The organism is Halorussus salinisoli (assembly GCA_005239435.1).
Lineage (GTDB): Archaea > Halobacteriota > Halobacteria > Halobacteriales > Haladaptataceae > Halorussus > Halorussus salinisoli.
Genome location: SZNP01000001.1, coordinates 1,026,525 through 1,047,503, shown reverse-complemented (window position 1 = coordinate 1,047,503; position 20,979 = coordinate 1,026,525). Strand labels below are relative to the sequence as shown.

Sequence of the window (20,979 nt, the reverse complement as noted above, 5' to 3'; positions counted from 1 at the left end):
CAGAGATGTTAGGTAAGTGAACGACATAGCCACGGGTCAGTCATGGGAACAGATGGGCGAGCAGCGAGTCGGCGTCGGGGGGAATCGGCGTGGGAGGCCTGACTGGCGAGTTCCAGCGTGGTCTCGTCCTGTTCGGAGTAGGCACGTTACTCGTCGCCGGAGCGTTCGGCGGGAGTTGGGCACTCGTGCCGGACACGGAAACCGTCACGAAAGGAGCGGACGCGAACAACACGTCGATACTGGTGGGCGTACAGGGACCGGGACCGAACGGGAACGTGACAGCACTGGACGGTCACGGCGAGGTGCGGTGGAGCATCGGTGACATCATCAGCTACCAGAACGTCGAGAAACTCGACAACGGGTCGGTCTTGGCCACGTTCGCGGCGGGCGACTACGAGGACTGCGGCCCCTACGACTCGCCCTGCAAGCGCACGGGGGTCCGCATCATCGAACCGAACCCCGACCCGCACGTCGTCTGGGAGTGGAGCTATCCGGTCCGCACCCGGAAAGACAGCGAGGTCCACGACGCCGAGATGCTCCCCTCGGGGAACGTCCTCGTCGCAGACATGGAGTGGGAGAGCATCTTCGTGTTGAATCCGAAGACGGGCGAGCACGTCTGGACCTGGAACGCCAGCCAGTACTACGACGCACCCGCCGACCCCACGAAGACCGACTGGCTCCATCTCAACGACGTAGACCGAATCGGAGACGGTCGATACCTCGTCTCGATTCGGAACCGGAACCAACTCCTCGTCGTCGAGCGCGGACAGGGCGTGGTCGAGGTGGTAAACGAGGACGGCGACTCGGACGTGCTGAACCAGCAACACAACCCCCACTGGCTCGGCGACGGGGCGGTGGTCGTGGCCGACTCCGAGAACCACCGCGTGGTCGAACTCCACCTGAACGACACGACCGGCGAGTGGGAAGTGGCGTGGTCGGTGGGGACGGTCGGCGGCATCCGCCTCGACTGGCCGCGGGACGCCGACCGACTGGCGAACGGCCACACGCTGATAACCGACAGCCGGAACAACCGCGTGGTCGAGATACGCGAGAACGGAACCCTCGTGGCGAGCTATTCGGTCCCGTCGCTCCCCTACGAGGCCGACCGACTGCCGTACGGCGAGTCCGACGGGTCGCCGTACGGTTCAGCTCACGAGGCCGAGGTAGGTCCGTTCGACCAGAGGATTCCGGTTCTCACGACGCTCCTCGCGGGCGCTCGCCACGTCGTCGCGGTCCCGTACTGGGTGTCGGAGATTCACCTACTGGTGGTCGGCGTCGCGCTCGTACTCTGGATTCGGGGTGGATACCTGCTGGCTCGCACGGGGTTACGGAAACAGTGATGGCGCTCGCTCTCGGTCGTTCGAGTATGAGCGACGAACGGGAAAGTCGGGACGCCGACGGGGACGGGGCGGGCGGCCGTCCGTGTCCCATCTGCGAGGAACCGATGTACTCTCGGCACTGCAAGTACGTCTGTCCGCAACACGGCGTGGTCTACGACTGCGCCGACACCTTCTACTGACTACTTCATCGTCACCCACGTCAGGAAGGCGACGGCGACCAACTGGAGGCCGCGAAGCACCAGCACGGCCTGCTGGACCGTCGGGTCGCCCGAGTAGAGCATCTTCATGCTGAAGAAGAAGTAGATAGCGACCACGTTCTCGGCGAGCATGACGCTGCCGAACGCGACCAGCCCGAGCAGGAGTGACGTGCGGAACTTCCGGTAGTTGCGGACCCACACGGTCGTGAGCAGACCGAGAAGGAGGATGTTCACGACCGCGATTCCGCTTGCGATTTGTATCGTACTCATGCTATGGCCTCCGTGTCATTCGATGTGCTCCATAATCTCCTCGAACGCTTCCCGGTGCTGTTCGAACTGGTCGGTGAGGAAGTAGAGCTTCCCGTACTCGTTGTCGCCGGATTCGACCACGCCGTGGTCTTCGAGCATGTCGAGGTGGTGTCGAACCGTCTTGTATCGCACGTCGAGCGCGTCGGCGAGTTGATTGGCGTTGCGGGGGCGCTCGGAGAGTTCGCGGATGAGCCGCGCGCGGTTCTCGCCGCCGCGGGTCGCCGTGAGCAGGTACCAGAGCGCCTTGTCCATCGCGCTGTCCCCCGGTTCTCAGCCACGACCCTTATAATTACGGCTCCACGCGCTTCGACACCCACCCGGTCGGTCCGCTCGGGAAGGGCTCGCTATCCTCGTCCGACTGGAGATTCCCTTCGCCGTCGGTCGCCCGGACGACGACCCGATGGGGATTGGCGGCTTCGTAGGTGTATTCCCACTGTCGCCACGCGTCTTTTGCGGGGAGCGGTTCCGAGAGCGTCGCCTCGGTCCACGAGTCGCCGCCGTCAACTGAAACTTCGACCCGTCGAATTCCTCGCGTGCCCGCGTAGGCGTGGCCGCCGACCTGTATCTCGCCGCTATCGAGGCGGTTGACGGTGTGAAGCTTCGTGACGGTGTTCACCGGGCCGGTGCCGTGCCACCCGCGCTTCTCCCAGTACCCGTCGGCTTCCTGCTCCAGCACCTCGATTTCGGTGAGCCACTTCACGTTGATCTCGCCCCAGTGGCCCGGAATCAGCGCCCGCATCGGGTAGCCGTGGCCGCGGGGGAGCGGTCGGCCGTTCATCTCGAACGCGAGGAAGCCGTCTTCGAGCGCCGACAGCGGGAACTCCTCGAAGAAGTCGTCGTCGGCCCGGAGCATGACACAGCACTCGTCTAAATCGTCGATGCCAGCCGACTCGAGCAGGTCCATCACGGGCACGCCGGTCCAGAGCGCGTTGTCCATCTTCTTGCCGTTCAGTCCTTCGCCGACGCACCGTAGCGTGACGAACCGGCGTTCGACCGAATCGGTCATCCCCGTTATCTCGTCGTAGCCGAACTCCGCATCCTCTTCGACCGCGCCGGTCACGCCGAGCGTCCAGTCTTCGCGGTCCACGGTGGGGTTCACGCTGTTGATATCCACCTGATAGAAGTTCTCGCTGACGAGCGGTTCGATTCCGGCAACGTCGAGGGACTTCCGGTCGGCCTCCGCGAGCAGCGACTCGACGCCGGCCGAGAGTTCGCCGTCGTCGTCGGGGACCTCGCCGCCCTCGCCGGACCCGAGAACTGCGCCGACGCTACCGACCGCGAACGCGCCGGCGACGGCCTGGAGGACGCGCCGCCGGGCCGCGGCGGGCGAGGCCGAGTCGGACTCGTTCGCGTCCCTGCCGACCGACGCGAGACCGACGACGGTGCCCGCGCTCGCGCCCGCGGCGAGGGTGGAGGCGGCCGACCCGGTGAGTGCCAGCGCCACGGCGACGCAGACGACGGCGGCGACCGGCGCGGCCGGGAACGCGAAGCGTCGAGCGAGGACGGTTCCGGCGGCGGAAGCGAGCGCGAACAGGCCGACGGTGAGGGCGAGCGCCAACAGGAACCCGAGTTGGCTCCCGAGATCGCCGAGGGTCTGGATGGACCACGCAACCACCGCGTCGGGCGTCGAGGCGACCACGAGGTCGCTGACCGGCGCGGCGACGAACCCGGGCGTGAGTCCCGTCACCGCGTACGACCCCGCGACCGCCGCGACTCCGGCCGCGGCCGCGACGACCATCGATTCGAGCGCGTTTTTCATGCTAAGACGGGGTATCGACACACTAAAAGGGGTTTTTCGAACTCTCGCCCACTTCGCACCGAGTCTCTTCCAACTCTGTTCCAAATTCCGTATCTCGTAGGAATCACTACCGTCCGAACCTGAAACCTCACCGCCGGGCACTCACGGCCCGGTAGGCCGGACCCGCGAGGAGCGCGACCGCCACCGCGGCCGCCGCGGCGACGAGTTCCCACCCGATTGCGGTCAGTCCCGCGGTCGAGAGGTCGTCCAGCGAACTCCCGGCCAGCACGGCGGCGACGGTCCACGGTACCTCGCCGATCGCGGTCCCGGCGACGAACGCGCCGGTCGAAACGCCCGAGAGGCCCGCCGCGGCGGAGACGGGGTCGGAGGGCGCGGGCGCGAGTCGGGAGGCGACCATCCCGCGCAGGTCGCCCGTCGCGGCGAAGAAACGCTCGCCGGAGTCGCCGAGGCGCGCCACCAGTCCCGTCCCCGTGCCGACGTAGCGCGCGACGAGGAACGGGAGGAGCGCGCTCCCGGTCGTCCCGGCGAGCGCGACGGGAAAACCGACGACGGGACCGTAGGCGAACCCTGCGAGGATGGCGACGAGGGTGGTCGGCCACGCGAACAGGGGCCGGACGAGGTAGACGCCGACGAGGAGCGCGCCGAAGAGGACGGGCCGCCCCGCGAGTCGCCGGGCGGGGTCGAGGAGGTACTCCGGTCCGGCGAGGACGCTCGCGGCCGCGGCGACGGCGAGGAGGGCGAGTCCGGCGGCTTGGCGGCGCGCGAACGCGGTCATCGCGGAGGGGTTTTCGTTCGGCGGGTAACTTCTTTTTGGGTCGGGGCCACGAGGTGTGCTTCGGATTTCGGAGCCCCCGGTATTTGCTAGAGCAATTTATTCATTGGTTAAAGGCAATTTTGTATTTCTCTAAGCGGTCGCTGTGTATCGCTCCTGACAACGTAAGGCTCCCCTCGCGCAAGGTTTAATCCGATTCGCGAGCGAATCCGAGGTGATGGCCGACGACGAGGAACCGGCGAGTGACGGTCCCGCAACCGACGACTCGGCGAGCGACGACGCCGACCCGGCGCAGGACGACGCAGACCCCGTGGAGGTCGGCGTCGAACTCCTCTCGAAACTCGAACATCCCGAGTTGACGGTCGCGGAGGCGGTGGACCGCATCGAGACCGTCACCACCCATCCCGCGACCACGCGGAAGATTCTGGACGAGGCCGAGAAGCGGGGCTTCATCGAGCGCGAGGACGGCATCGTCAAAACCACCGGCGGCGGCTACGTCAGTTTCCAGAGCGAGGTCGTCACGAAGGAGGGCGACTTCTCGTGTCGGCGTTGCGGAGCGAGCATCTCGACGGGCTACTTCATCGAGTTAGACGCGGCCGAACACGGCGCGTTCGGCCCGGAGTGCATCCGGAAGGTAACTGGGCGAGACTGAACTCCCGACGAACGACTCACCGACCGCGACTCAGTTCCTCGATGAGCGTTTCGAGCGTGCGCTGTTGCTCGGCCAGTAGTTCGTTCTGGCGCTCGACCGCCTCGGTCAACGCCGCCAGTTGCGCTTCGGTGGTGTCGGCCTCCAACTCCGAACTCGCTGGCTCGAAGCCCGAGTCGGCGAACCCGTCCGAACTGGCGGCCTCGCCGTCCGCGTTCGTGGCAGTGGCGGCCCGACCCCCGTCGGCGGGGTCGGCGGTCAGGGCCGCGTCGCCCGCGTCAGCCGACTGTTCCGCATCGCCGACTGCCGACGCGCCGTCGTCCGACTGCGCTCGCGCCGACTCGTCGTCGGTGCCGTCGGCGGCCTCGGCGTTCTCGGTCGCTTCCGTCTCGCTCGCGGCCGCGGCCTTCGCGGCGGCGTCACTCGCCTCGGCGGCGCTCACCTCTTCGGCGTCGTCGGACCGGTCGCCCGTCCTCATGCTCGCCTCGTCCTCCACGATGGCACCGTCCTCGTCGAGTTCCGGCGGGTTGGCGTCGATGGGGTCCACGCCGCCACCGGCCAGCGGGTCGGCGTCCTCGTCGATCTCGGACTCGGCGTCGGCGGACGGGTCGCCCTCGGCGTCGGCGTGGTCGTCCGGGTCGGCGTGTTCGCGAGCGAACTCCTCGTAGGAGCCAGCGTCGTAGTGGTCGAGGAGTGCGCGCTCGATGCGCTCGCGGACTTCGCGGGTCTGGTCGCTCGGGGTCTTGATGCGCTGCGGTCGGCCGTCGGTCTCGATGATGATCTGCGACGAGACGCTCCCTTCTTCGACGTCGAGCGCGGTCACGTCGTCGAAGTGGAACTCCTCGTAGTCCTGGTCCCAGACCGCCGCGCCGACGTGCTTGACGACGCGCTCGCTGGTGATGACCAGCGTGAGTTCGCTGAACTGGTAGGTCTGCTTGACCGTCTCGTCGGGACCGGTCACGTCGGCGGCGTTCAGCACGCCCGCCAGCACGGGGTGGAGCGCCTCGTAGAGTCGGTTGCTCGGGACCTTGAACTTCTCTTCGCCCTCGATACCGTAGTCGAGTTCGACGGCCGACTTGCGCCGACCCTCCGAGATTTCGATGCGCTCGGCCTCGTGAGGGTACTCCTCGACGGACTCGTCGCTCAGGAGTCCGTCCGCGCGGTAGATGAGGGTCCGCGTACGGGTCACGTAGAGACCGTCTTCGCCTCCGAGCGAGACCTGTGCTGCGACCTGTTCGCCGTTCAATCGAGACTGTACGATGGCGGGAGCGCTCATGCACTGGTATGATTAGCCCCCCGGCTTAAATCCGCCGGGTAGCCGCGCGAGGTATTCGGCTCGACGCGAGAACCCGTCCCCTGATCGCCCGTGCGTATCCTGCTCTCCGGTTCTCCTTCGCCTGTTCTCCTTCGCCTGTATCTCGTCCGTTCTTCGTACGCGGCGCGTACGGGTGCGGCGTACTCGTGCGCCGCGCCCACCGTGCGAGGTCTGCGGTCGCGGTGCAGTGGCCGTGCCGTTGCGGTGGCTAGCAGTAGCTCTCTCGACTCACGTGCTCCACGTTTCGATTCGCTTCCTGCAGTCCCCCGAACCGATTCAGTTCCACGAAAATTCCCGTGCCCCGCCGTCCCGAACCGCCGGAAGATGAGAACTTTAAAGAGTAACACCCCCCTACTCGAAACCGAGCCCGGGTGGCTTAGCTGGACATAGCGCCGCACTCATAGGGTTACTGAGATTCGGTGCTCAGGCCTTGGAAGCCTCCCATGCCCGAGAGGCCCGCCGAGCCTCTAACCTGGGTCATGCGGAGATCGAGGGTTCGGAGCCCTCCCCGGGCATTTTCCCGCTTTCGTCACGCTTGATCAGACCACGGAGTGACGGCTGGGCCGACACCCCCTTCGGTCCCGTAATCGCCGGACGCACTCCCAGTCGCAGAATCCCCGATAATCCGTGTTCCGGCTACGGAACCCCCGGACCATCACGAACGATCCTGGATTAAAACACTGATTGTATCTTACCTAACATCTTTTATCGAGGTAAGTGAATCGGCAGATGGAAGATGCAACGGAAACGTCGCACCCTGACCCTCGCACTCGTCGTCCTCCTATCGACCACTGCACCGGTTCTCGGCACGTCTCCCTCGGCAGAGTTCGACGCAGGTACCGTCGAGACGACCGCCGGTGAAACGGCGGAAATCCCCGTCGGACTCTCGAACACGGACACTGCGACCGTTACTATCGGTTCGGAAGCGGTCAACTACGTCGCAACTGTCGTCGTCCGCGACGGGAACGGTGACCGAAACGTCACCCTCCAGTACGACACCAGTAACGCAGGTCACGGCGGGGCATTCTCCGTCACCGTCGAGGCCGACACCGTGACCGTCGAGAACGAGACCGACCTCGACGACGACCACCTCCTCACCGTGGGCATTTACGATCTCGCCGTCGCGCCGGGTAACGCGAGTGATGCCAACGCGACCGACGTGTCGAGACTCGTCGTCACTCGACCGCCCGAGTCGGATTCGGAACCCGAGACCGAAACCACCACCCCGGGTCCGTACGCCGGCCACGTGGCCGATATCGAAGACGGAGTCGTCGTCGCCCGAGCGAAGAATCAAACCATTACCGGGACGGTCGACCTCACGCCAGGGACGGTGATACAGGTTCTCGCTCGCGGCGACACGTTCGTACAGTCCGAAACCGCGACCGTTACCGACGGCGGCCGGTTCCGCGCCTCGTTCGACTTCGAGGGACTGCCGAGTGACGTCGAGAACGGGACCGAGTTCACCCTCCGCGTCCGAGCGAACGGCGAATCGCAGAAGGAAGTAACGGGTGTCTTCCGGACTCCGCCGACCAACCGAGAGACCGCCGAGACGACGAAGCGAGCAGTACAGGACGAAACGACCGAGTCTACGACTCACACAGAGGACGTTCCGGGATTCGGCCTCTCCACCGGCGTCCTCGCGCTAGCGGCGGTAGCGCTGCTCGCACTCCGTCGCGGCGAGTAGCCCGGGCGATGTTCGGCGTCGAGCAGACCGAAAATACAGAGACAGCGACTCAGTCGCTTCGCGTTCTGGCCAACGGCACGTACGACGAGGACCCGCAGTTCGGGCACGTCCGCTTGACGGGGGTGATACCGTCGTCGGTGTCGCGGCCGATTCTGGTCTCTGTACACTCCGTACACTGAAGTGCGTGAACGACCATGAGTCAGGCCTGCGTGAGGGCTTCGCCGGCCCCATCGAAGCGCGCTATTTCGTCGGCGACCGTATCGAGTCGGGTCGTCGCCGTCACCGTCTCGTCGTCGTAGACGACCAACCCGGCCTCGGCCAGGCGGGGGAGGTGGTTGTGGTGGAGTGCGATGCGAATCTGGCGACGGGCGTCTTTGTCGGTGTCGGTTTCGGCCGTCGCCACTGCCTCCGTCAGCCGGTCCCAGTCGACCGCCTCGGACTCGTGGAGGGTCACGATGATCTCTCGGCGCACGGGACTACTCAACAGGTCGAACGTCGTGTTGCGGTTCATGGTTTCAGGGTTCGTCGTTGCGGCCATGGTGTTCGATTCGTCGCGGGAACTACCCGCGTCTACGGGTCACCACTCAGGGGTACCTGGTAAACGCCCCCGTCACTCCCGACGATTCCCGACGGTTTCGACCGTTCCACCCGACTCGGAAATCAAGTACGCCGCCGTACTGCTTCCAGATTTTCACCATCTCACCTGTGGACTCGTCGGTTTCGGCCGGGTTTCGACCTCCGGAACGGTCACAGACCGGTTTTGCTGCGTCCCGAACAGAGTGCTACCGTCGTGAGGTTCCGGCGGTCACTCTCCGTCGTTTCCGGGGTCTCCGAGTTCGACCACCTCGACTTCGCCGTCGAGGTATCGCTCCCCGAGCGAACTGATGGTGTAGATGTCGCTCCCGAGATGTTCGACTAAGCCGTAGGTGGCGAGCGTCCGACAGCGGTCGGCGACCCGTTCGCGCGAGAGCGGTAACTGCGCGGCGATGGCGTTGAAGGTGTCCTTGCGCTCCGTCCGGAGCAGGGCGAGCAAGTGGTCGTCCTCCGGCCGCATCCAGTCCGCTCGCTCGCTCATGGTTTCCGTTTTCTCCCCGGTGACCTTCATTTTTTGCTGCCGGAATCGCTCCGACATCGCTGCGTGGACTGCCGGCGAAGACGGAACCGATATCGGGTTCCTATCGGGCCGCAAGCAACGCCTGATTATCTCGTCTCGGCCACCGGTATTCCAACATTTCTACAGGTGGGGAAAAGAGGTAAAAGAGGATGCAGATGAGGTTTTAAATTTTATCGGCCGATTAGAGACCGTTTTGAAAGGTACCGTTTTCGGCTCGCGTCCGATGAACTATTCTGAAATCGCACTAACGCTCGGCCCGTTATATTACCCGTGGGGTGTAATGATACGTTGAGGTCGAGACGTCCCCATGACCGATTCCACCCTCCAAAAGGAAAACAAGTCCGCCATCGGGTCCCCTGCAGAGGCCGGTGAAGCGACTGCAGGGAGTCACAAGTTCGCCGCTCTCCACGACCGCTACCACGAACACACGCTGACGACCCCACTCGAAGTCGTCGGTTTCTGGTCGGCGGTCGCTCTCCCGTTCCTCTACCTACCCCTCCTGCTGACCGGCATCTCGACGCAGGCCGAACTGCTCACGTTCGTCGGTCTCCTCGTCCTGAACCTCGCGGCGCTCCTCGCTGGACACGGCCACAAGCGGGAGTGACGACGCGTCGGCCCTCCGTCCGCCTTCCCGTTTTCGACTCCTCCTGATACTCTCCGTTCCGTCGAAAGAGACGGGTTTAACAGCGCCCTGGGGTAACGACTGGCCATGGACCTCGACACGGTGTCGCTCGGTCGTACCGGCACGAAAGTCAGCGAAGTCGCGTTCGGAACGTGGCGTTTCGGCCGGAAGAACGACGAAGGCGAGATCGAAATCGGCGAGAAGCGCGCGCACAACCTCCTCGACGCCTACGCCGACGCTGGCGGTAACTTCATCGACACCGCCGACATGTACGGCGACGGCCGGAGCGAGGAGTACATCGGGGACTGGTTGTCCGACCGCGACCGTGAGGACTTCGTCGTCGCGTCCAAAATCTACTGGCCGACCCGCGACGACCCGAACGGGAAGGGCCTCTCGCGCAAACACCTCCGGAACAACGTCGACGAGATTCTGGACCGCCTCGGTACCGACTACGTGGACCTGCTCTACGTTCACCGCTGGGACGACGAGACGCCCGCCGAGGAGTTTATGCGAACCCTAGACGGGTTCGTTCGCGACGGCAAGGTCAACTACCTCGGGGCTTCGACGCTCGAACCCAACGCTTGGAAGGTCGCCAAGGCCAACGAACTCGCCGACAAACGCGGCTACGAACCGTTCAAACTCGCACAGCCGCGGTACAACCTCGCTAACCGCGAAATCGAGGGGAACTACCTCGAGATGTGCGCCGACTACGACGTCGGCGTCGTGCCGTGGAGTCCCCTCGCCGGCGGGTTCCTCACGGGCAAGTACGAACGCGGCGAGGAACCGCCGGAAGGGACGCGGGGCGCGACCGACGAACAGTTCCGCGACTCGTACCTCACCGGCGAGAACTTCGACGTGCTGGAGGCCGCCGAGGCCGTCGCCGAGGAAGTCGGCGCGACGCCCGCGCAGGTCAGTCTCGCGTGGCTGACCGACCACGAGCAGGTCACGGCACCCATCGTCGGCGCACGCACCGTAGACCAACTGGACGAGAATCTCGCGGCCACCGACATCGACCTCACGGACGAGCAGTTCGACCGACTGGCGAACGCGAAGTGACGGGTTTCGCGGTCAGTTCCCGCGACTCTCAGGGTCGGTCGTGACGATGTCGTCGTCCGCTCCTCTCTCGGCGGACACCACTATCTCCCGAGGTTCGCCACCGGATTCGAATAGCGTCACCGTGTAGACCGGAGCGTCGTCCCGGGTACCGAGTTCGACCGCGGTGACGGTCTGATTCGCCCGCTCGGCCTCTGTTTCGTTCACAGCGAGTCGGACAGCCTCGGTGGCCGACCGAAGCGAGCTCGCGTTTCGCGCCTCGTCGGGGACGCCGTCGTCCGACTCGAACAGGTCGCCGAGGACGCCGTCGCTCTCGTTGGCTTCTTCGACGCCGATTACGGTCGCGTTCCCGGCGTACACCTCGGCGACGAGGCTCGTTCCGTTAGCCGTCAACACGTCGAGTTCGTAGACGAACACCGCCGCTTCCAGTTCGGCGTCTTCCTCGCCGCGGAGTCGCGCTCCGACAACGGTGCCGTTCGTCCGATTTTCCACCGCTCGCATCGCTTCGACGGTCTGGTTCGGCGGGACGGTGGAGTCGTTTCCGTCGCTCTCGTTCTGAACCGCGACTGCTCCACCGGCGGTCGCGGCGGTCGTTTGCTTGACGGTGCTGTTCTGCTCTGCGTCGAGCGCTTCGACGCCGACGGCCCCGCCGCCGACGGCCCCGACGACGAGGAGGATGCCGATTCCGACCGCGACGACTGTCGGCCGGGCGATGGTGAACGTGTTCATCGAGAGTAGAGGATCTACTGGATTCGGTCGAAAAGCAGTTGCGGCCAGACGACCCGACCGGACGGCCGGTGACGGCCGTTCCGGTCACCGCTCTTCGAGATACAGCGGCACCAGCAAGGCGAGTCCGAACACCGAGACGGCCGGGTGGGACAGCGCCTCGACGCCGAAGAAGTAGAGCGCGCTGTTCACCGCGACGGCGACGACGCCGACGACGAACAGTGCCGTGGCGAGTGGCGACCGCTCGGCGTCGACCCGTAACTGCTCCGCGTCTGACGTGAACCCGGTGAACTCGGTCCCCCGTTCGGTCATTGCTCGTTCGTGTTCGTCGGGAGGCTAAAATCCTTGTGGAGTCGCGGTAGCCGTCCTGCCGAGTCTCACCACTCGTCGCTCGGTACCGGGAAACTCTCGGCCCCCATCACTGGCGCAACACGGCCGCCCGGATTTTGGGAAGTTCGCGGGCCAGTGCCTCGCGTTTCATCAGACAGAACCCGGCGAAGATGACGAGAAAGCCCCCGACGGTCGTGAGGTCGATGACTTCGCCGAGGAACCACCACCCCGAGAGGGCCGCGAACACCGGGGCGACGTACGAGACGAGGTTGATTTCGATGGGTCCGAGGCGGTCCAGCAGGTCGAAGTAGACGAGGAATCCGAGCGCGCTCGCGGCGATGGAGAGGTAGGCCATCGCAGCGATGGCCTCGGGCGTCCACCGAATCGCGGCGAACGACTCGGTCGGGCGGGCGACGCTGACGACGTGCATCACGACCGCACCGAGTATCATCGACCACGCTTCCATCGTCTCTATCGGCAGTTCGGCGTCGATGCGCCTGGTCAGGACGCTTCCGAGTGCGAACGACCCGGCCGCGGCGAACACCAGTCCCTTGCCGACCACGCTCGAGGTCACGAGGCTGTTCGGATTCGGGTCGCTCAGAATCACGACGCCGACGAGACCCAACAGCAGGCCCGCGATGCCCGCCGGAGTCAGGCGCTCGCTCGGGAGCAGGAGGCGGGCGAACCCGGTGGTCAGGACGGGACTGAGGCTGACGACGACCGCTGCGACTGCGCTCGTCACGCTGGCGTACCCCTCGCCGACGAACAGGAAGGCGTGGTAGGCGGCTATCATCAAGGTTCCGCCGACGAGAACCAGCGTCCACTCGCTCCGGCCGCGGGGTCGCCAGCGGTCGACGGCGTAGGCGGCGTACCCCAACATCAGCACGCCAGCGATGTCGTAGCGGATCGCGGCGAAGAGTACCGGCGGGAAGTATTCGAGTCCGGCCTTGATGGCCATGAACGCCGACCCCCAGACGGCGGCCAACACGACGAACAGCGCGACGTTCCGGTATCTGGTCACGACTGAACTGGACGCCGCCGGAGAGTCAACGTTTCGAAGGGCGACAGGGTTTGCCGGTTGCGCGACTGGACGACCGGCTTACGACACCGGTTCGCCGGTAGTCCGACGTTCGTCGCGGACCGCCCGAAGCACGTCCTGTCGGGCGACGATACCGACCAATCGGTCGTCCTCGTCCACGACCGGCAGGCGGTTGATGTCGCGCTCGTCGTCGGCCAACAGGTCGAGGATGGTGTCGAAGTCGGTGTCCGGTTCGACCGTCACCACGTCGTCGGTCATGACGGTCCGGACCGGCTTTCCGGCGTGTTTCAGCAGGTCGAGTTCCCTGTCGAGTTCGTCCCACGAGAGGTCGATGGCGTATTCGAGGGTTTCGAGGAACGGCGGGAACCCGACCGGAATCCAGAGCGTCCGGTCGCTGGGTTGGAAGATGTGGACGAGGTCGTGTTGGGTCACGATACCGACCACCCGGTCGTCGTCGTCCACGACCGGGAACCCGTTGAAGTCGGCGCGCGCGAGTCGGGTCAGCACCTCGCCGATATCGTCGTTCGGGTGAACCGTCTCTACGTCGGTCGTCATCAGGTCACGGGCGTTCATGTTCGTAATTGAGCGACGGCGGGTCGTATCGTTTCCGGTCGCGCGGTGGGTTCGTCGGTCGTCTCGCCGCTCGCAGGTCGAGAGGGCGTCTTCGGAGGTGACGGTGAGTCGAGGAAATACAGATACGGTCTTGAGAATCATATTTATTTTCCTTACATCAGTATAGATGTCTAGGCTGGGCGGACTCCTTGCTCCGCGACGCACGAAACTTTACGTACCTGAACGGGAGGAACTCGTGGCGTGCCCGTTCGCCGCCGCGCTCGCGCAGGTCGGTCGCCGCTCTCGCTACTCGTGGGTCTCTTCGTCGTGACGATTCACCGACGACCCGGGCAACGCTTACACCCTCTCCGGTCGTTCCCTCGTACATGGGGGAGCAACAGCGGTACGTCTGCGAGGCGTGTGGGGAATCGTTCGAATCCGAGGAGGAACTCCGCAAACACGTTTCCGCCGTTGGACTGGTGGAGTAGGCCGCCGTCGAACTGGCCGCGCAAGCCACCGCCGAGCGGGACGGAAGGGACGACGGACGGCCAGCAAGCCCCCGACCGCGAGGGCGCGTAGCCTCGGCTTCGTCAGTCGCTCGCTCGCGAGTCGCCGGCCTTCCGGTCGGCCCGCGACGGCGGCGGAATCTGGGCCTCGCTGGAGGCCGGTCGCTCTGGCAGGAGACACCGGTCGGTCTCGTGATTGACGTGAGCGTACTCCTCGGGCGCGTTCGCCAGCGCGTGAGCGGGGTTGCGGTCGCTTTGGAGGACGGCCGCCCGGAGTTCGCCGAAGTTACAGACGCGAGCGCGAATCCCGCGCCAGTGGTACCTGCCCGCCGTCGGAACCGTCAGTTCCCGCGGCGGCGTGTGGTCCGTCCGACGAGTCGCCAGCGCCGCGCTATTGACGTTGGCCGCGAGGTCGTCGTGGTCTACGACGACGCCGACGCGCGCTTCTGCCGGCGCGTGAGCCGCGAGTACGTCGAGTCCGAGGTGGAGCGCCCGATACTCGGCGACGTTGTTGTCCGCGACCGTGTCGTCGGGGATGGAGAGACGGGTGACTCGCTCGCCGTCTCGCGTTTCGATGATGACGCCCAGTCCACCGACGCCGCTCTCGAGGTCGTAAGAACCGTCCGTGGCGACGTAGAAATCGCGGTGGTGGGTCCGCGGCGGATGAGCGATGTGCGGCGTGGGCGATTCGTCGAACAGTGCCCGGAGTGGGGAGGAACGGCCGTGAACGGCCATATCCTCCGTTTCGTTTCCGAACGACTTAAGCTTACGGCCAGAACCTCCCTCGGGGACGAACGAACCGCGAGACCGGCGAATATCCTGTGTCACCACAGCATATTTATGTCTAAGTAGATGTTTTAGTGGATATGGTACGAGACGACGGTACGTCCCGCCGGAAGTTTTTGACGGCCGCTGGGACCGCGGCTGCAGCAGCTTCGTTCGCCGGTTGTACCGGCGGCGAGGGTGGACAGGAGACGACGACCGGGACCGACACCACGACGGCGGAAACCACCGAAGAGGGGACCGAAACCACCGAAGACGACGGTGGCGACCAGCAGGGGGACTTCTCGGTCAGCATTACGCAGGGTCAGATGCCGAGCGGTCTCGACCCTCACGACCACCGCGAGACGCCCACCGACAACGTGATGCGTCAGGCATACGAGGGCGTCCTCACCCGTGACCAACAGGGCAGCATCGGCGAGGCGCTGGCGACCGAGTACGAACGCGTCGAAGACGGCCGGGTCCGGTTCACCCTCCGAGACGGCGTCACCTTCCACAACGGCGACGATCTCACTCCCGAGGACGTCGCGTACAGCATCAACCGCATCGTAAACCCCGACGTCGGGTTCGAGAGCCCGCAGAACGACCAGCTCGCTGGCGTGACGGGTGCGGAAGCCGGCAACGGTAACACCGTCGAAGTGACCTCCGACGGGTTCAACCCGGTCGTGTTCTCGGCGTTCGCGACCTACGGCGACGTGGTCCAGAAGTCGTGGGTAGAGAACAACGACAGCAACTACATCAACCAGAACATGAACGGCACCGGGCCGTTCCAGCTCGCCGAGTACAATCAGGACGAGTCAGTCGTCTTCGAGCGCTACGACGACTACTGGCAAGAGCCAGCCGACGTGTCGCAACTGACGTTCCTCGCGGCGTCGGAGTCGAGTACCCGGGTCAACCAGCTTCTCAACGACGAGACCGACGTCATCGTCAACGTTCCGCCGCAGGCCGCCAATCGGGTTCGACAGAACGACGGCACCCGTCTCTCGGCCGAGCCCAGCACCCGACTGCTGTTCGCCGCGATGCGCTACGACGTCGAGCCGTTCGCCAACCAGCAGTTCCGGCAGGCGATGAACTACGCGGTCAACCTCGAAGGTATCATCGAGAACGTGCTCTCGGGCTTCGGCGACCCGACGAGCCAGCCCACGCTCGAAGGGTTCGTGGGGTACAACCCCGACGTGGACCCCTACCCGCACGACCCCGACCAGGCCGAGTCGCTGGTCGAAGAGAGCGGCTTCGCGGGCGCCGAAATCACCCTCGACGGCCCCACCGGTCGCTACCTCAAGGACGTCGAAATCGGGCAGGCGATCGCCAACCAGATCAACCAGCTATCGAACGTCACCTGTTCGTACAACCAGCGGGAGTTCTCCTCGATGGTTAGCGAACTCACGACGGGCGACATCGAGGACAAGCCCCACTTCTACCTGCTGGGCTGGGGCGAAGCCACCTTCGAGGGAGCGCTCACCATCGACGCGCTGCTGACCAGCGAGGGTGCGCTCACCTCGTTCAAGGACGAGGAGGTCGACCAACTCCTCCAACAGGCCCAGAGCCAGAGCGACGAGGACCAGCGCGAGCAGACCCTTCAGGAGCTGAACGCGATGCTCCACGAGAAGGCTCCGTGGGTCTACCTCAACCGCCAGTACAGCGTCTACGGCGTGAGCGAGCGCGTCGAATGGCAGGCCCGGCGCGACGAACGCATCAACGCCTACGCGATGAGTCCGAAGTAGCGCCGATACGCTGCGAAGTAACGCCGATACACTGCGGCTTTTTATATCTGGGTTACCCAGTGGTTGACAAGCATGTCGATGGGGCGGTTTCTACTCAAACGAAGCTTGCAGGGCGTATTCGTAATCTGGGGGGTCGTGACCGTGGTTTTCCTGCTTCGGTTCGTGACCCCGGGCGACCCGATTACGTTCATCGCACCGTTAGACGCCGGTCCGGAGGTCCGCGAGAACATCGCTCGGGAACTCGGCCTTCACCAGCCGCTGTACGTCCAGTACTTCGACTATCTGGTCGGACTCGTACAGGGCGACATGGGCTACTCGTACATCTCCGGAACCGAAGCGAGCACGCGTATCTTCAACCGACTTCCGGCCACGGTGGAACTGGCCGTCATGGCGAGCATCGTCGCCGTCGTACTGTCGATTCCGCTGGGCGTGATTAGCGCCACTCGGCGACACGAACCCGCCGACTACGCCGCGACGACGTTCTCGCTCGTCGGCATCAGCACGCCGAACTTCTGGCTGGGCATCATGCTGGTGCTGGTACTCGCGGTCGGACTCGGACTGTTCCCGACCAGTCGGAGAGCCATCGGCTTCCTGCCCGCGGTCGAGATGCTGCTCACCGACTTCGACCCCGACGGACTGGTGACGTGGCTGTGGCACATCACGCTCCCGTCTATCACCCTCGGGACGTACTTCACCGCGCTCATCACGCGACTCACGCGGAGCGGGATGCTCGACGAACTCGGCAAGCCCTACGTTCGGGCCTCCCGAGCGAAGGGACTGCCCGAGACGCTGGTCCGGTACAAGCACGTCCTCCGGAACACGCTGATTCCGGTTATCACGGTTTTGGGTCTCCAACTGGGGACCCTCATCGGCGGTGCGGTAATCACCGAGGCCGTGTTCAACTGGCCCGGACTCGGCACGCTGGTCATCAACGCCATAAACTCCCGCGACTGGGTGCTGATTCAGGGGTCGCTGGTGGTCATCGGTGCCGGGTTCGTGATTCTGAACATCGCCGTCGACGCCATGTACGCGTACATCAACCCGCAGGTGAGAACCGAATGATTTCGCCTCGTACGCTTCGCAATCTGCGCTCGGAGTTCCGACGGAGTTTGCTGGCCAAACTGGGCGTCGCGCTGGTCGTCGCAGTGATACTCGTCGCGGTGTTCGCGCCGGTGCTGGCACCCCACGACCCGCGCGCCCAGAGTCTGGAGGAGTCGAACCTCCCGCCGCTCGGCTTCAGCAAGCAGACTACCGAGACCTCTTCGGAGATGGTCAACGGGAGCATCGAGGTCGTCAACGAGACGGTCTACGTCGAGGCCGACCCCGCGCACCCGCTCGGGACCGATTCGCTCGGTCGCGACATGCTCTCGCGGGTCATCTACGGCGCGCGGACCTCCCTGCTCGTCGGGCTGTTGGGCACCATCATCGCCGCGGGAGTCGGCGTCACGGTCGGTCTCGTGGCGGGCTACTACGGCGGTCGGGTCGACGACGCGCTGATGCGGAGCGCGGACGTGATGTTGGCGTTCCCGTCGCTCGTGTTGGCGGTCGCGCTGGTCGGTCTGTTCGGAAAGGTGTCGATAGCGGTGCCGGACCCGATAGTGGCCGCGGGACTCGAATCCGGAATGCCAGAGACGTTCGCCCTTCCGGGGACGGTCATCATCGTCGTCGGACTGGTGAACTGGGTGTGGTTCGCCCGCGTGGCCCGCGGCGAGGCGCTGTCCATCGAGGGCGAAGAGTACGTCAAGGCCGCTCGCTCGGTGGGTGCTGGCGACGGATTCATCCTTCGCAAACACGTCCTGCCCAACAGCGTGACTCCCATCCTCGTGCTGGCGACGATTCAAATCGCGGCCATCATCCTGCTCGAATCGGCCCTCTCGTTCCTCGGCTTCTCGGGGACGACCCTCTCGTGGGGCTTCGACATCGCGCAGGGCCGCGACTATCTGGCGTCGTCGTGGTGGATTTCGACCGTGCCCGGTATCGCCATCGTGCTGACGGTCATCGGCATCAATCTCGTGGGTGACTGGCTCCGAGACGCCCTGGACCCCGGCATCGAGGGCGAAGGAGGTGGGGTCTGATGACCGAGCGAGACCTCCTGCGCGTCCGAGACCTCTCGACCCGCTTCTTCACCGAGAACGGGCAGGTCAACGCGGTCGAGTCCGTCGACTTCGACGTGCGAGACGGCGAGGTGTTCGGCATCGTCGGCGAGTCTGGGTCGGGCAAGAGCGTGACCGCGCTGTCGGTCATCGACCTCGTGGACTCGCCGGGTCGCATCACCAGCGGCGAAATCTGGTATCGTAACCCCGACCTCGCCGAGGAGATTCGGGCCGACTCGCCCGAAGCCGTGGACGGCGACTTCGTGGACGTGCGCCGAGTACCCGAGAACATCCGGCGAATGCTCCGCGGACCGTCGTTCAGCACCATCTTCCAGGACCCGATGAGTAGCCTCAACCCCTCGTTGACCGTCGGCGAGCAGATAGCCGAGGCGGTCGAGGTCCAGCGCCGCGCGCGCTCGAACCCGCGCTCGACTCGCTCGCGCACGCAGGGATTCGGACTCGCCGACCTGCTGACCAGCACGGTCTTGCCGTCGCGGAACTACGTCAGCGAGGAGAGTCGGGCCGAGGCGATCGACCTGCTCGAACAGGTCGGCATCCCCGACCCGGCCGACCGGGCCGACGAGTACCCCCACGAGTTCTCGGGCGGGATGCTCCAGCGCGCGATGATAGCCCAGGCCCTCGCGGGCGAACCCGACCTGCTCATCGCCGACGAACCCACCACCGCGCTCGACGTGACGATTCAGGCCCAGATTCTCGACCTCCTGCGAGACCTCCAGGAGGACACCGGGATGAGCATCGTGATGATAACCCACAACCTCGGGGTCATCGCCCGGATGTGCGACCGGGTCGGCGTGATGTACGCGGGCGAAATCGTCGAGCGCGGGACGCTGGAGGACGTGTTCGACGACCCCGTTCATCCCTACACGCAGGGGCTTCTCGGGTCGATTCCCGACTTGGACGACCCCGCGCCGCGCCTCCAACCCATCGAGGGGAACGTACCGGACCTCTACGACGACGAGATGGAAGACCGATGTTACTTCGCCGACCGTTGTCCCTACGCGATGGAAGAGTGTCTGAACCACCCGCCGGAGTTCGACGTGGAGACCGGCGAACCGAGGAACGGGAAAACCGAACCCGGCGAACACGGCGCGCGGTGCGTCCTCGCGGACCACGAGTACGACCCCTCGCGGGCGCTCCCCGACGACTACTTCGAGAGCGAGACCCGAAGCGCCTCGGCACCTGCCAGCGGCGAAGACGAGGAGGTGAGCGCGGATGACTGACGACCCCCTCGTCCGCGTCGAAGACCTCCGGAAGTACTACTACGAGCAGGACAACCTCACCGACCGACTGCTCGGTCGGGAACCCGAGAGCGTGCAGGCCGTCGACGGCGTGAGTTTCGAGGTCCGCGAGGGCGAGACGCTGGGTCTCGTCGGCGAGTCGGGGTGCGGCAAGTCCACGACGGGCGAGACCCTGCTCAACCTCCGCGAACCGACCGACGGCGCGGTGTACTTCGACGGTGAGAACGTCTTCGAGGCCGACGACCTGACCGAGTTCCGCGAACGCGCGCAGGTCGTCTTTCAGGACCCCTTCTCCAGCCTCGACCCGCGGATGACCGCGGGCGAAATCGTGCGCGAACCGCTCGACGTTCACGGTATCGATAGCCGAACGGAGCGCCGGGAGCGCGTCGCGGAACTGATGGAACGGGTGGGCCTATCGGCCGAACAGGTCGACCGCTACCCCCACGAGTTCTCGGGCGGTCAGCGCCAGCGCATCGGCATCGCGCGAGCACTGGCGCTCGAACCCGACTTCGTGGTCTGCGACGAACCGGTGTCGGCGCTCGACGTGTCGGTGCAGGCCCAGATTCTCAACCTGCTCGAAGACCTGCAGGACGAGTTCGGCCTGACCTACCTGTTCATCGCCCACGACCTGAGCGTGGTCCGCCACATCTCCGACCGCGTGGCCGTGATGTATCTGGGCGAAATCGTGGAGGTCGGCCCGGTCGAGGAGATATTCGAGAACCCGGGCCACCCCTACACCGAGGCCCTCCTGGAGAGCGTCCCGCGCGCGGACACGAGCGAGCAGGGCCGCGAAGTCGAGACGTTGGCGGGCGACGTGCCCTCGCCGCGGAACCCGCCCGCCGGCTGTCGGTTCCACACGCGGTGCCCGTACGCCCGCGAGGTCTGTGCACAGGAGACCCCCGAGGGGTACGAGGTCGACGGCGACGCCGAGCATCGGGCGGCCTGCTTCCGGCGGGTCGACGACCACGAGTACTGGTCCAGTCAGACGCTCGACACCGACGATCAGATAGCCGAGGTCGAAACGGCCGACGACGACTGACGGCCGCTGGTCGCCGTTCGCAGTGGCGGGACGCGTCTGGCATGAATAGTCGGGCAATACCCTTTTCTTAGAGAGTGTAGTTATCGAACTACGGCACGACGCCCGGTGTAACTCTCC

The 20,979-nt window shown here is 65.3% G+C and carries 24 protein-coding genes and 1 tRNA gene; 13 read left to right on the top strand and 12 right to left on the bottom strand.

The genetic code is table 11. The features are described 5' to 3' along the window. Window positions 1-89: 89 nt before the first annotated feature. Both E2484_RS09600 and E2484_RS24880 read left to right on the top strand, forming a co-directional pair. Window positions 90-1,340, top strand: a complete 1,251-nt coding sequence (locus E2484_RS09600; protein WP_137284972.1) for an aryl-sulfate sulfotransferase — start codon at window positions 90-92, stop codon at window positions 1,338-1,340. 26 nt (window positions 1,341-1,366) lie between these two features. Beyond that, entirely contained in the window at window positions 1,367-1,519 is a 153-nt protein-coding gene (locus tag E2484_RS24880) for an HVO_2523 family zinc finger protein (protein ID WP_170977281.1), read from the top strand. Here the strand turns inward: E2484_RS24880 and E2484_RS09595 are convergent, their stop codons facing one another. The 4 genes from E2484_RS09595 to E2484_RS09580 all read right to left on the bottom strand — a co-directional run bounded on the left by E2484_RS09595 (window position 1,520) and on the right by E2484_RS09580 (window position 4,380). Continuing rightward, window positions 1,520-1,807: a hypothetical protein gene (locus tag E2484_RS09595; RefSeq protein ID WP_137284971.1), complete on the bottom strand. Its 288-nt coding sequence runs from the start codon at window positions 1,805-1,807 to the stop codon at window positions 1,520-1,522. Between the two features lie 15 nt (window positions 1,808-1,822). After that, the gene (locus tag E2484_RS09590) at window positions 1,823-2,098 is read right to left on the bottom strand and encodes an ArsR/SmtB family transcription factor (RefSeq protein WP_137284970.1); all 276 of its coding nucleotides are present in this window, start codon (window positions 2,096-2,098) and stop codon (window positions 1,823-1,825) included. 37 nt (window positions 2,099-2,135) lie between these two features. Next, window positions 2,136-3,605, bottom strand: coding sequence for a molybdopterin-dependent oxidoreductase (locus tag E2484_RS09585; RefSeq protein WP_137284969.1), 1,470 nt, complete (start codon window positions 3,603-3,605; stop codon window positions 2,136-2,138). A 127-nt stretch (window positions 3,606-3,732) separates the two neighbouring features. Beyond that, window positions 3,733-4,380 (bottom strand): TVP38/TMEM64 family protein, encoded by a 648-nt coding sequence (locus tag E2484_RS09580; RefSeq protein WP_137284968.1) that lies wholly within the window; start codon window positions 4,378-4,380, stop codon window positions 3,733-3,735. Window positions 4,381-4,594: 214 nt separating this feature from the next. Here E2484_RS09580 and E2484_RS09575 point away from each other — a divergent pair, with 214 nt between their 5' ends. Further along, window positions 4,595-5,029 (top strand): DUF5830 family protein, encoded by a 435-nt coding sequence (locus tag E2484_RS09575; RefSeq protein ID WP_321112253.1) that lies wholly within the window; start codon window positions 4,595-4,597, stop codon window positions 5,027-5,029. Window positions 5,030-5,045: 16 nt separating this feature from the next. Here the strand turns inward: E2484_RS09575 and E2484_RS09570 are convergent, their stop codons facing one another. Beyond that, window positions 5,046-6,302, bottom strand: a complete 1,257-nt coding sequence (locus tag E2484_RS09570) for a DUF7115 domain-containing protein (RefSeq protein ID WP_137284967.1) — start codon at window positions 6,300-6,302, stop codon at window positions 5,046-5,048. 404 nt (window positions 6,303-6,706) lie between these two features. On the opposite strand from E2484_RS09570, the gene E2484_RS09565 reads away from it, so the two are divergent. The 3 genes from E2484_RS09565 to E2484_RS24875 all read left to right on the top strand — a co-directional run bounded on the left by E2484_RS09565 (window position 6,707) and on the right by E2484_RS24875 (window position 8,204). Beyond that, window positions 6,707-6,856, top strand: a tRNA-Met gene (locus tag E2484_RS09565). Between the two features lie 221 nt (window positions 6,857-7,077). Beyond that, window positions 7,078-8,025: a BGTF surface domain-containing protein gene (locus E2484_RS09560; RefSeq protein ID WP_137284966.1), complete on the top strand. Its 948-nt coding sequence runs from the start codon at window positions 7,078-7,080 to the stop codon at window positions 8,023-8,025. An 8-nt stretch (window positions 8,026-8,033) separates the two neighbouring features. Then, a complete protein-coding gene (locus E2484_RS24875; protein WP_170977280.1) occupies window positions 8,034-8,204 on the top strand; it encodes a hypothetical protein in 171 nt (56 codons plus the stop codon). A gap of 20 nt (window positions 8,205-8,224) precedes the next feature. Here E2484_RS24875 and E2484_RS09555 read toward each other — a convergent pair whose 3' ends face one another. After that, window positions 8,225-8,563, bottom strand: a complete 339-nt coding sequence (locus E2484_RS09555; RefSeq protein WP_137284965.1) for a DUF7344 domain-containing protein — start codon at window positions 8,561-8,563, stop codon at window positions 8,225-8,227. A gap of 267 nt (window positions 8,564-8,830) precedes the next feature. Next, window positions 8,831-9,100: a MarR family transcriptional regulator gene (locus tag E2484_RS09550; RefSeq protein WP_137284964.1), complete on the bottom strand. Its 270-nt coding sequence runs from the start codon at window positions 9,098-9,100 to the stop codon at window positions 8,831-8,833. A gap of 346 nt (window positions 9,101-9,446) precedes the next feature. On the opposite strand from E2484_RS09550, the gene E2484_RS09545 reads away from it, so the two are divergent. After that, window positions 9,447-9,743, top strand: coding sequence for a hypothetical protein (locus tag E2484_RS09545; RefSeq protein WP_137284963.1), 297 nt, complete (start codon window positions 9,447-9,449; stop codon window positions 9,741-9,743). Window positions 9,744-9,848: 105 nt separating this feature from the next. Beyond that, window positions 9,849-10,817: an aldo/keto reductase gene (locus E2484_RS09540; RefSeq protein ID WP_137284962.1), complete on the top strand. Its 969-nt coding sequence runs from the start codon at window positions 9,849-9,851 to the stop codon at window positions 10,815-10,817. A gap of 12 nt (window positions 10,818-10,829) precedes the next feature. On the opposite strand, the gene E2484_RS09535 is transcribed toward E2484_RS09540, so the two are convergent. The 5 genes from E2484_RS09535 to E2484_RS09515 form a co-directional block, all read right to left on the bottom strand. Continuing rightward, window positions 10,830-11,543 carry a PepSY domain-containing protein gene (locus tag E2484_RS09535; protein ID WP_137284961.1) on the bottom strand — a complete coding sequence of 238 codons (714 nt, stop codon included), beginning with the start codon at window positions 11,541-11,543 and terminating at the stop codon, window positions 10,830-10,832. A gap of 84 nt (window positions 11,544-11,627) precedes the next feature. Next, complete coding sequence (locus E2484_RS09530; protein ID WP_137284960.1) at window positions 11,628-11,852, bottom strand: hypothetical protein; 225 nt, start codon at window positions 11,850-11,852, stop codon at window positions 11,628-11,630. A 106-nt stretch (window positions 11,853-11,958) separates the two neighbouring features. Beyond that, the gene (locus E2484_RS09525; RefSeq protein WP_137284959.1) at window positions 11,959-12,891 is read right to left on the bottom strand and encodes a DMT family transporter; all 933 of its coding nucleotides are present in this window, start codon (window positions 12,889-12,891) and stop codon (window positions 11,959-11,961) included. A gap of 78 nt (window positions 12,892-12,969) precedes the next feature. Further along, window positions 12,970-13,482, bottom strand: a complete 513-nt coding sequence (locus tag E2484_RS09520; protein WP_137285349.1) for a CBS domain-containing protein — start codon at window positions 13,480-13,482, stop codon at window positions 12,970-12,972. Window positions 13,483-14,051: 569 nt separating this feature from the next. Further along, a complete protein-coding gene (locus tag E2484_RS09515; RefSeq protein ID WP_137284958.1) occupies window positions 14,052-14,702 on the bottom strand; it encodes a reverse transcriptase-like protein in 651 nt (216 codons plus the stop codon). A 131-nt stretch (window positions 14,703-14,833) separates the two neighbouring features. Here E2484_RS09515 and E2484_RS09510 point away from each other — a divergent pair, with 131 nt between their 5' ends. The 5 genes from E2484_RS09510 (at window position 14,834) to E2484_RS09490 (ending at window position 20,862) form a co-directional block, all read left to right on the top strand. After that, window positions 14,834-16,471, top strand: a complete 1,638-nt coding sequence (locus E2484_RS09510) for an ABC transporter substrate-binding protein (RefSeq protein WP_137284957.1) — start codon at window positions 14,834-14,836, stop codon at window positions 16,469-16,471. 72 nt (window positions 16,472-16,543) lie between these two features. Next, entirely contained in the window at window positions 16,544-17,533 is a 990-nt protein-coding gene (locus E2484_RS09505) for an ABC transporter permease (protein ID WP_137284956.1), read from the top strand. Then, on the top strand, window positions 17,530-18,546 hold the full coding sequence (locus tag E2484_RS09500) for an ABC transporter permease (protein WP_137284955.1): 1,017 nt from the start codon (window positions 17,530-17,532) through the stop codon (window positions 18,544-18,546). The genes E2484_RS09505 and E2484_RS09500 overlap by 4 nt, the downstream gene beginning before the upstream one ends. Next, the gene (locus tag E2484_RS09495; RefSeq protein WP_137284954.1) at window positions 18,546-19,805 is read left to right on the top strand and encodes an ABC transporter ATP-binding protein; all 1,260 of its coding nucleotides are present in this window, start codon (window positions 18,546-18,548) and stop codon (window positions 19,803-19,805) included. Before E2484_RS09500 ends, E2484_RS09495 begins: the two co-directional genes overlap by 1 nt. Beyond that, window positions 19,798-20,862, top strand: coding sequence for an ABC transporter ATP-binding protein (locus E2484_RS09490; RefSeq protein ID WP_137284953.1), 1,065 nt, complete (start codon window positions 19,798-19,800; stop codon window positions 20,860-20,862). The genes E2484_RS09495 and E2484_RS09490 overlap by 8 nt, the downstream gene beginning before the upstream one ends. The last annotated feature ends 117 nt before the right edge of the window (window positions 20,863-20,979 follow it).

Bases quoted from the DNA above. Each gene is read 5' to 3' on its own strand.
- E2484_RS09540 (WP_137284962.1), top strand. From the start codon at position 9,849: ATGGACCTCGACACGGTGTCGCTCGGTCGTACCGGCACGAAAGTCAGC.
- E2484_RS09510 (WP_137284957.1), top strand. From the start codon at position 14,834: ATGGTACGAGACGACGGTACGTCCCGCCGGAAGTTTTTGACGGCCGCT.
- E2484_RS09585 (WP_137284969.1), bottom strand. From the start codon at position 3,605: ATGAAAAACGCGCTCGAATCGATGGTCGTCGCGGCCGCGGCCGGAGTC.
- E2484_RS09580 (WP_137284968.1), bottom strand. From the start codon at position 4,380: ATGACCGCGTTCGCGCGCCGCCAAGCCGCCGGACTCGCCCTCCTCGCC.
- E2484_RS09570 (WP_137284967.1), bottom strand. From the start codon at position 6,302: ATGAGCGCTCCCGCCATCGTACAGTCTCGATTGAACGGCGAACAGGTC.
- E2484_RS09515 (WP_137284958.1), bottom strand. From the start codon at position 14,702: ATGGCCGTTCACGGCCGTTCCTCCCCACTCCGGGCACTGTTCGACGAA.
- E2484_RS09575 (WP_321112253.1), top strand. From the start codon at position 4,595: ATGGCCGACGACGAGGAACCGGCGAGTGACGGTCCCGCAACCGACGAC.
- E2484_RS09545 (WP_137284963.1), top strand. From the start codon at position 9,447: ATGACCGATTCCACCCTCCAAAAGGAAAACAAGTCCGCCATCGGGTCC.
- E2484_RS09550 (WP_137284964.1), bottom strand. From the start codon at position 9,100: ATGAGCGAGCGAGCGGACTGGATGCGGCCGGAGGACGACCACTTGCTC.
- E2484_RS24880 (WP_170977281.1), top strand. From the start codon at position 1,367: ATGAGCGACGAACGGGAAAGTCGGGACGCCGACGGGGACGGGGCGGGC.
- E2484_RS09555 (WP_137284965.1), bottom strand. From the start codon at position 8,563: ATGGCCGCAACGACGAACCCTGAAACCATGAACCGCAACACGACGTTC.
- E2484_RS09490 (WP_137284953.1), top strand. From the start codon at position 19,798: ATGACTGACGACCCCCTCGTCCGCGTCGAAGACCTCCGGAAGTACTAC.
- E2484_RS09520 (WP_137285349.1), bottom strand. From the start codon at position 13,482: ATGAACGCCCGTGACCTGATGACGACCGACGTAGAGACGGTTCACCCG.
- E2484_RS09500 (WP_137284955.1), top strand. From the start codon at position 17,530: ATGATTTCGCCTCGTACGCTTCGCAATCTGCGCTCGGAGTTCCGACGG.
- E2484_RS09560 (WP_137284966.1), top strand. From the start codon at position 7,078: ATGCAACGGAAACGTCGCACCCTGACCCTCGCACTCGTCGTCCTCCTA.
- E2484_RS09505 (WP_137284956.1), top strand. From the start codon at position 16,544: ATGTCGATGGGGCGGTTTCTACTCAAACGAAGCTTGCAGGGCGTATTC.
- E2484_RS09590 (WP_137284970.1), bottom strand. From the start codon at position 2,098: ATGGACAAGGCGCTCTGGTACCTGCTCACGGCGACCCGCGGCGGCGAG.
- E2484_RS09535 (WP_137284961.1), bottom strand. From the start codon at position 11,543: ATGAACACGTTCACCATCGCCCGGCCGACAGTCGTCGCGGTCGGAATC.
- E2484_RS09530 (WP_137284960.1), bottom strand. From the start codon at position 11,852: ATGACCGAACGGGGGACCGAGTTCACCGGGTTCACGTCAGACGCGGAG.
- E2484_RS09495 (WP_137284954.1), top strand. From the start codon at position 18,546: ATGACCGAGCGAGACCTCCTGCGCGTCCGAGACCTCTCGACCCGCTTC.
- E2484_RS24875 (WP_170977280.1), top strand. From the start codon at position 8,034: ATGTTCGGCGTCGAGCAGACCGAAAATACAGAGACAGCGACTCAGTCG.
- E2484_RS09595 (WP_137284971.1), bottom strand. From the start codon at position 1,807: ATGAGTACGATACAAATCGCAAGCGGAATCGCGGTCGTGAACATCCTC.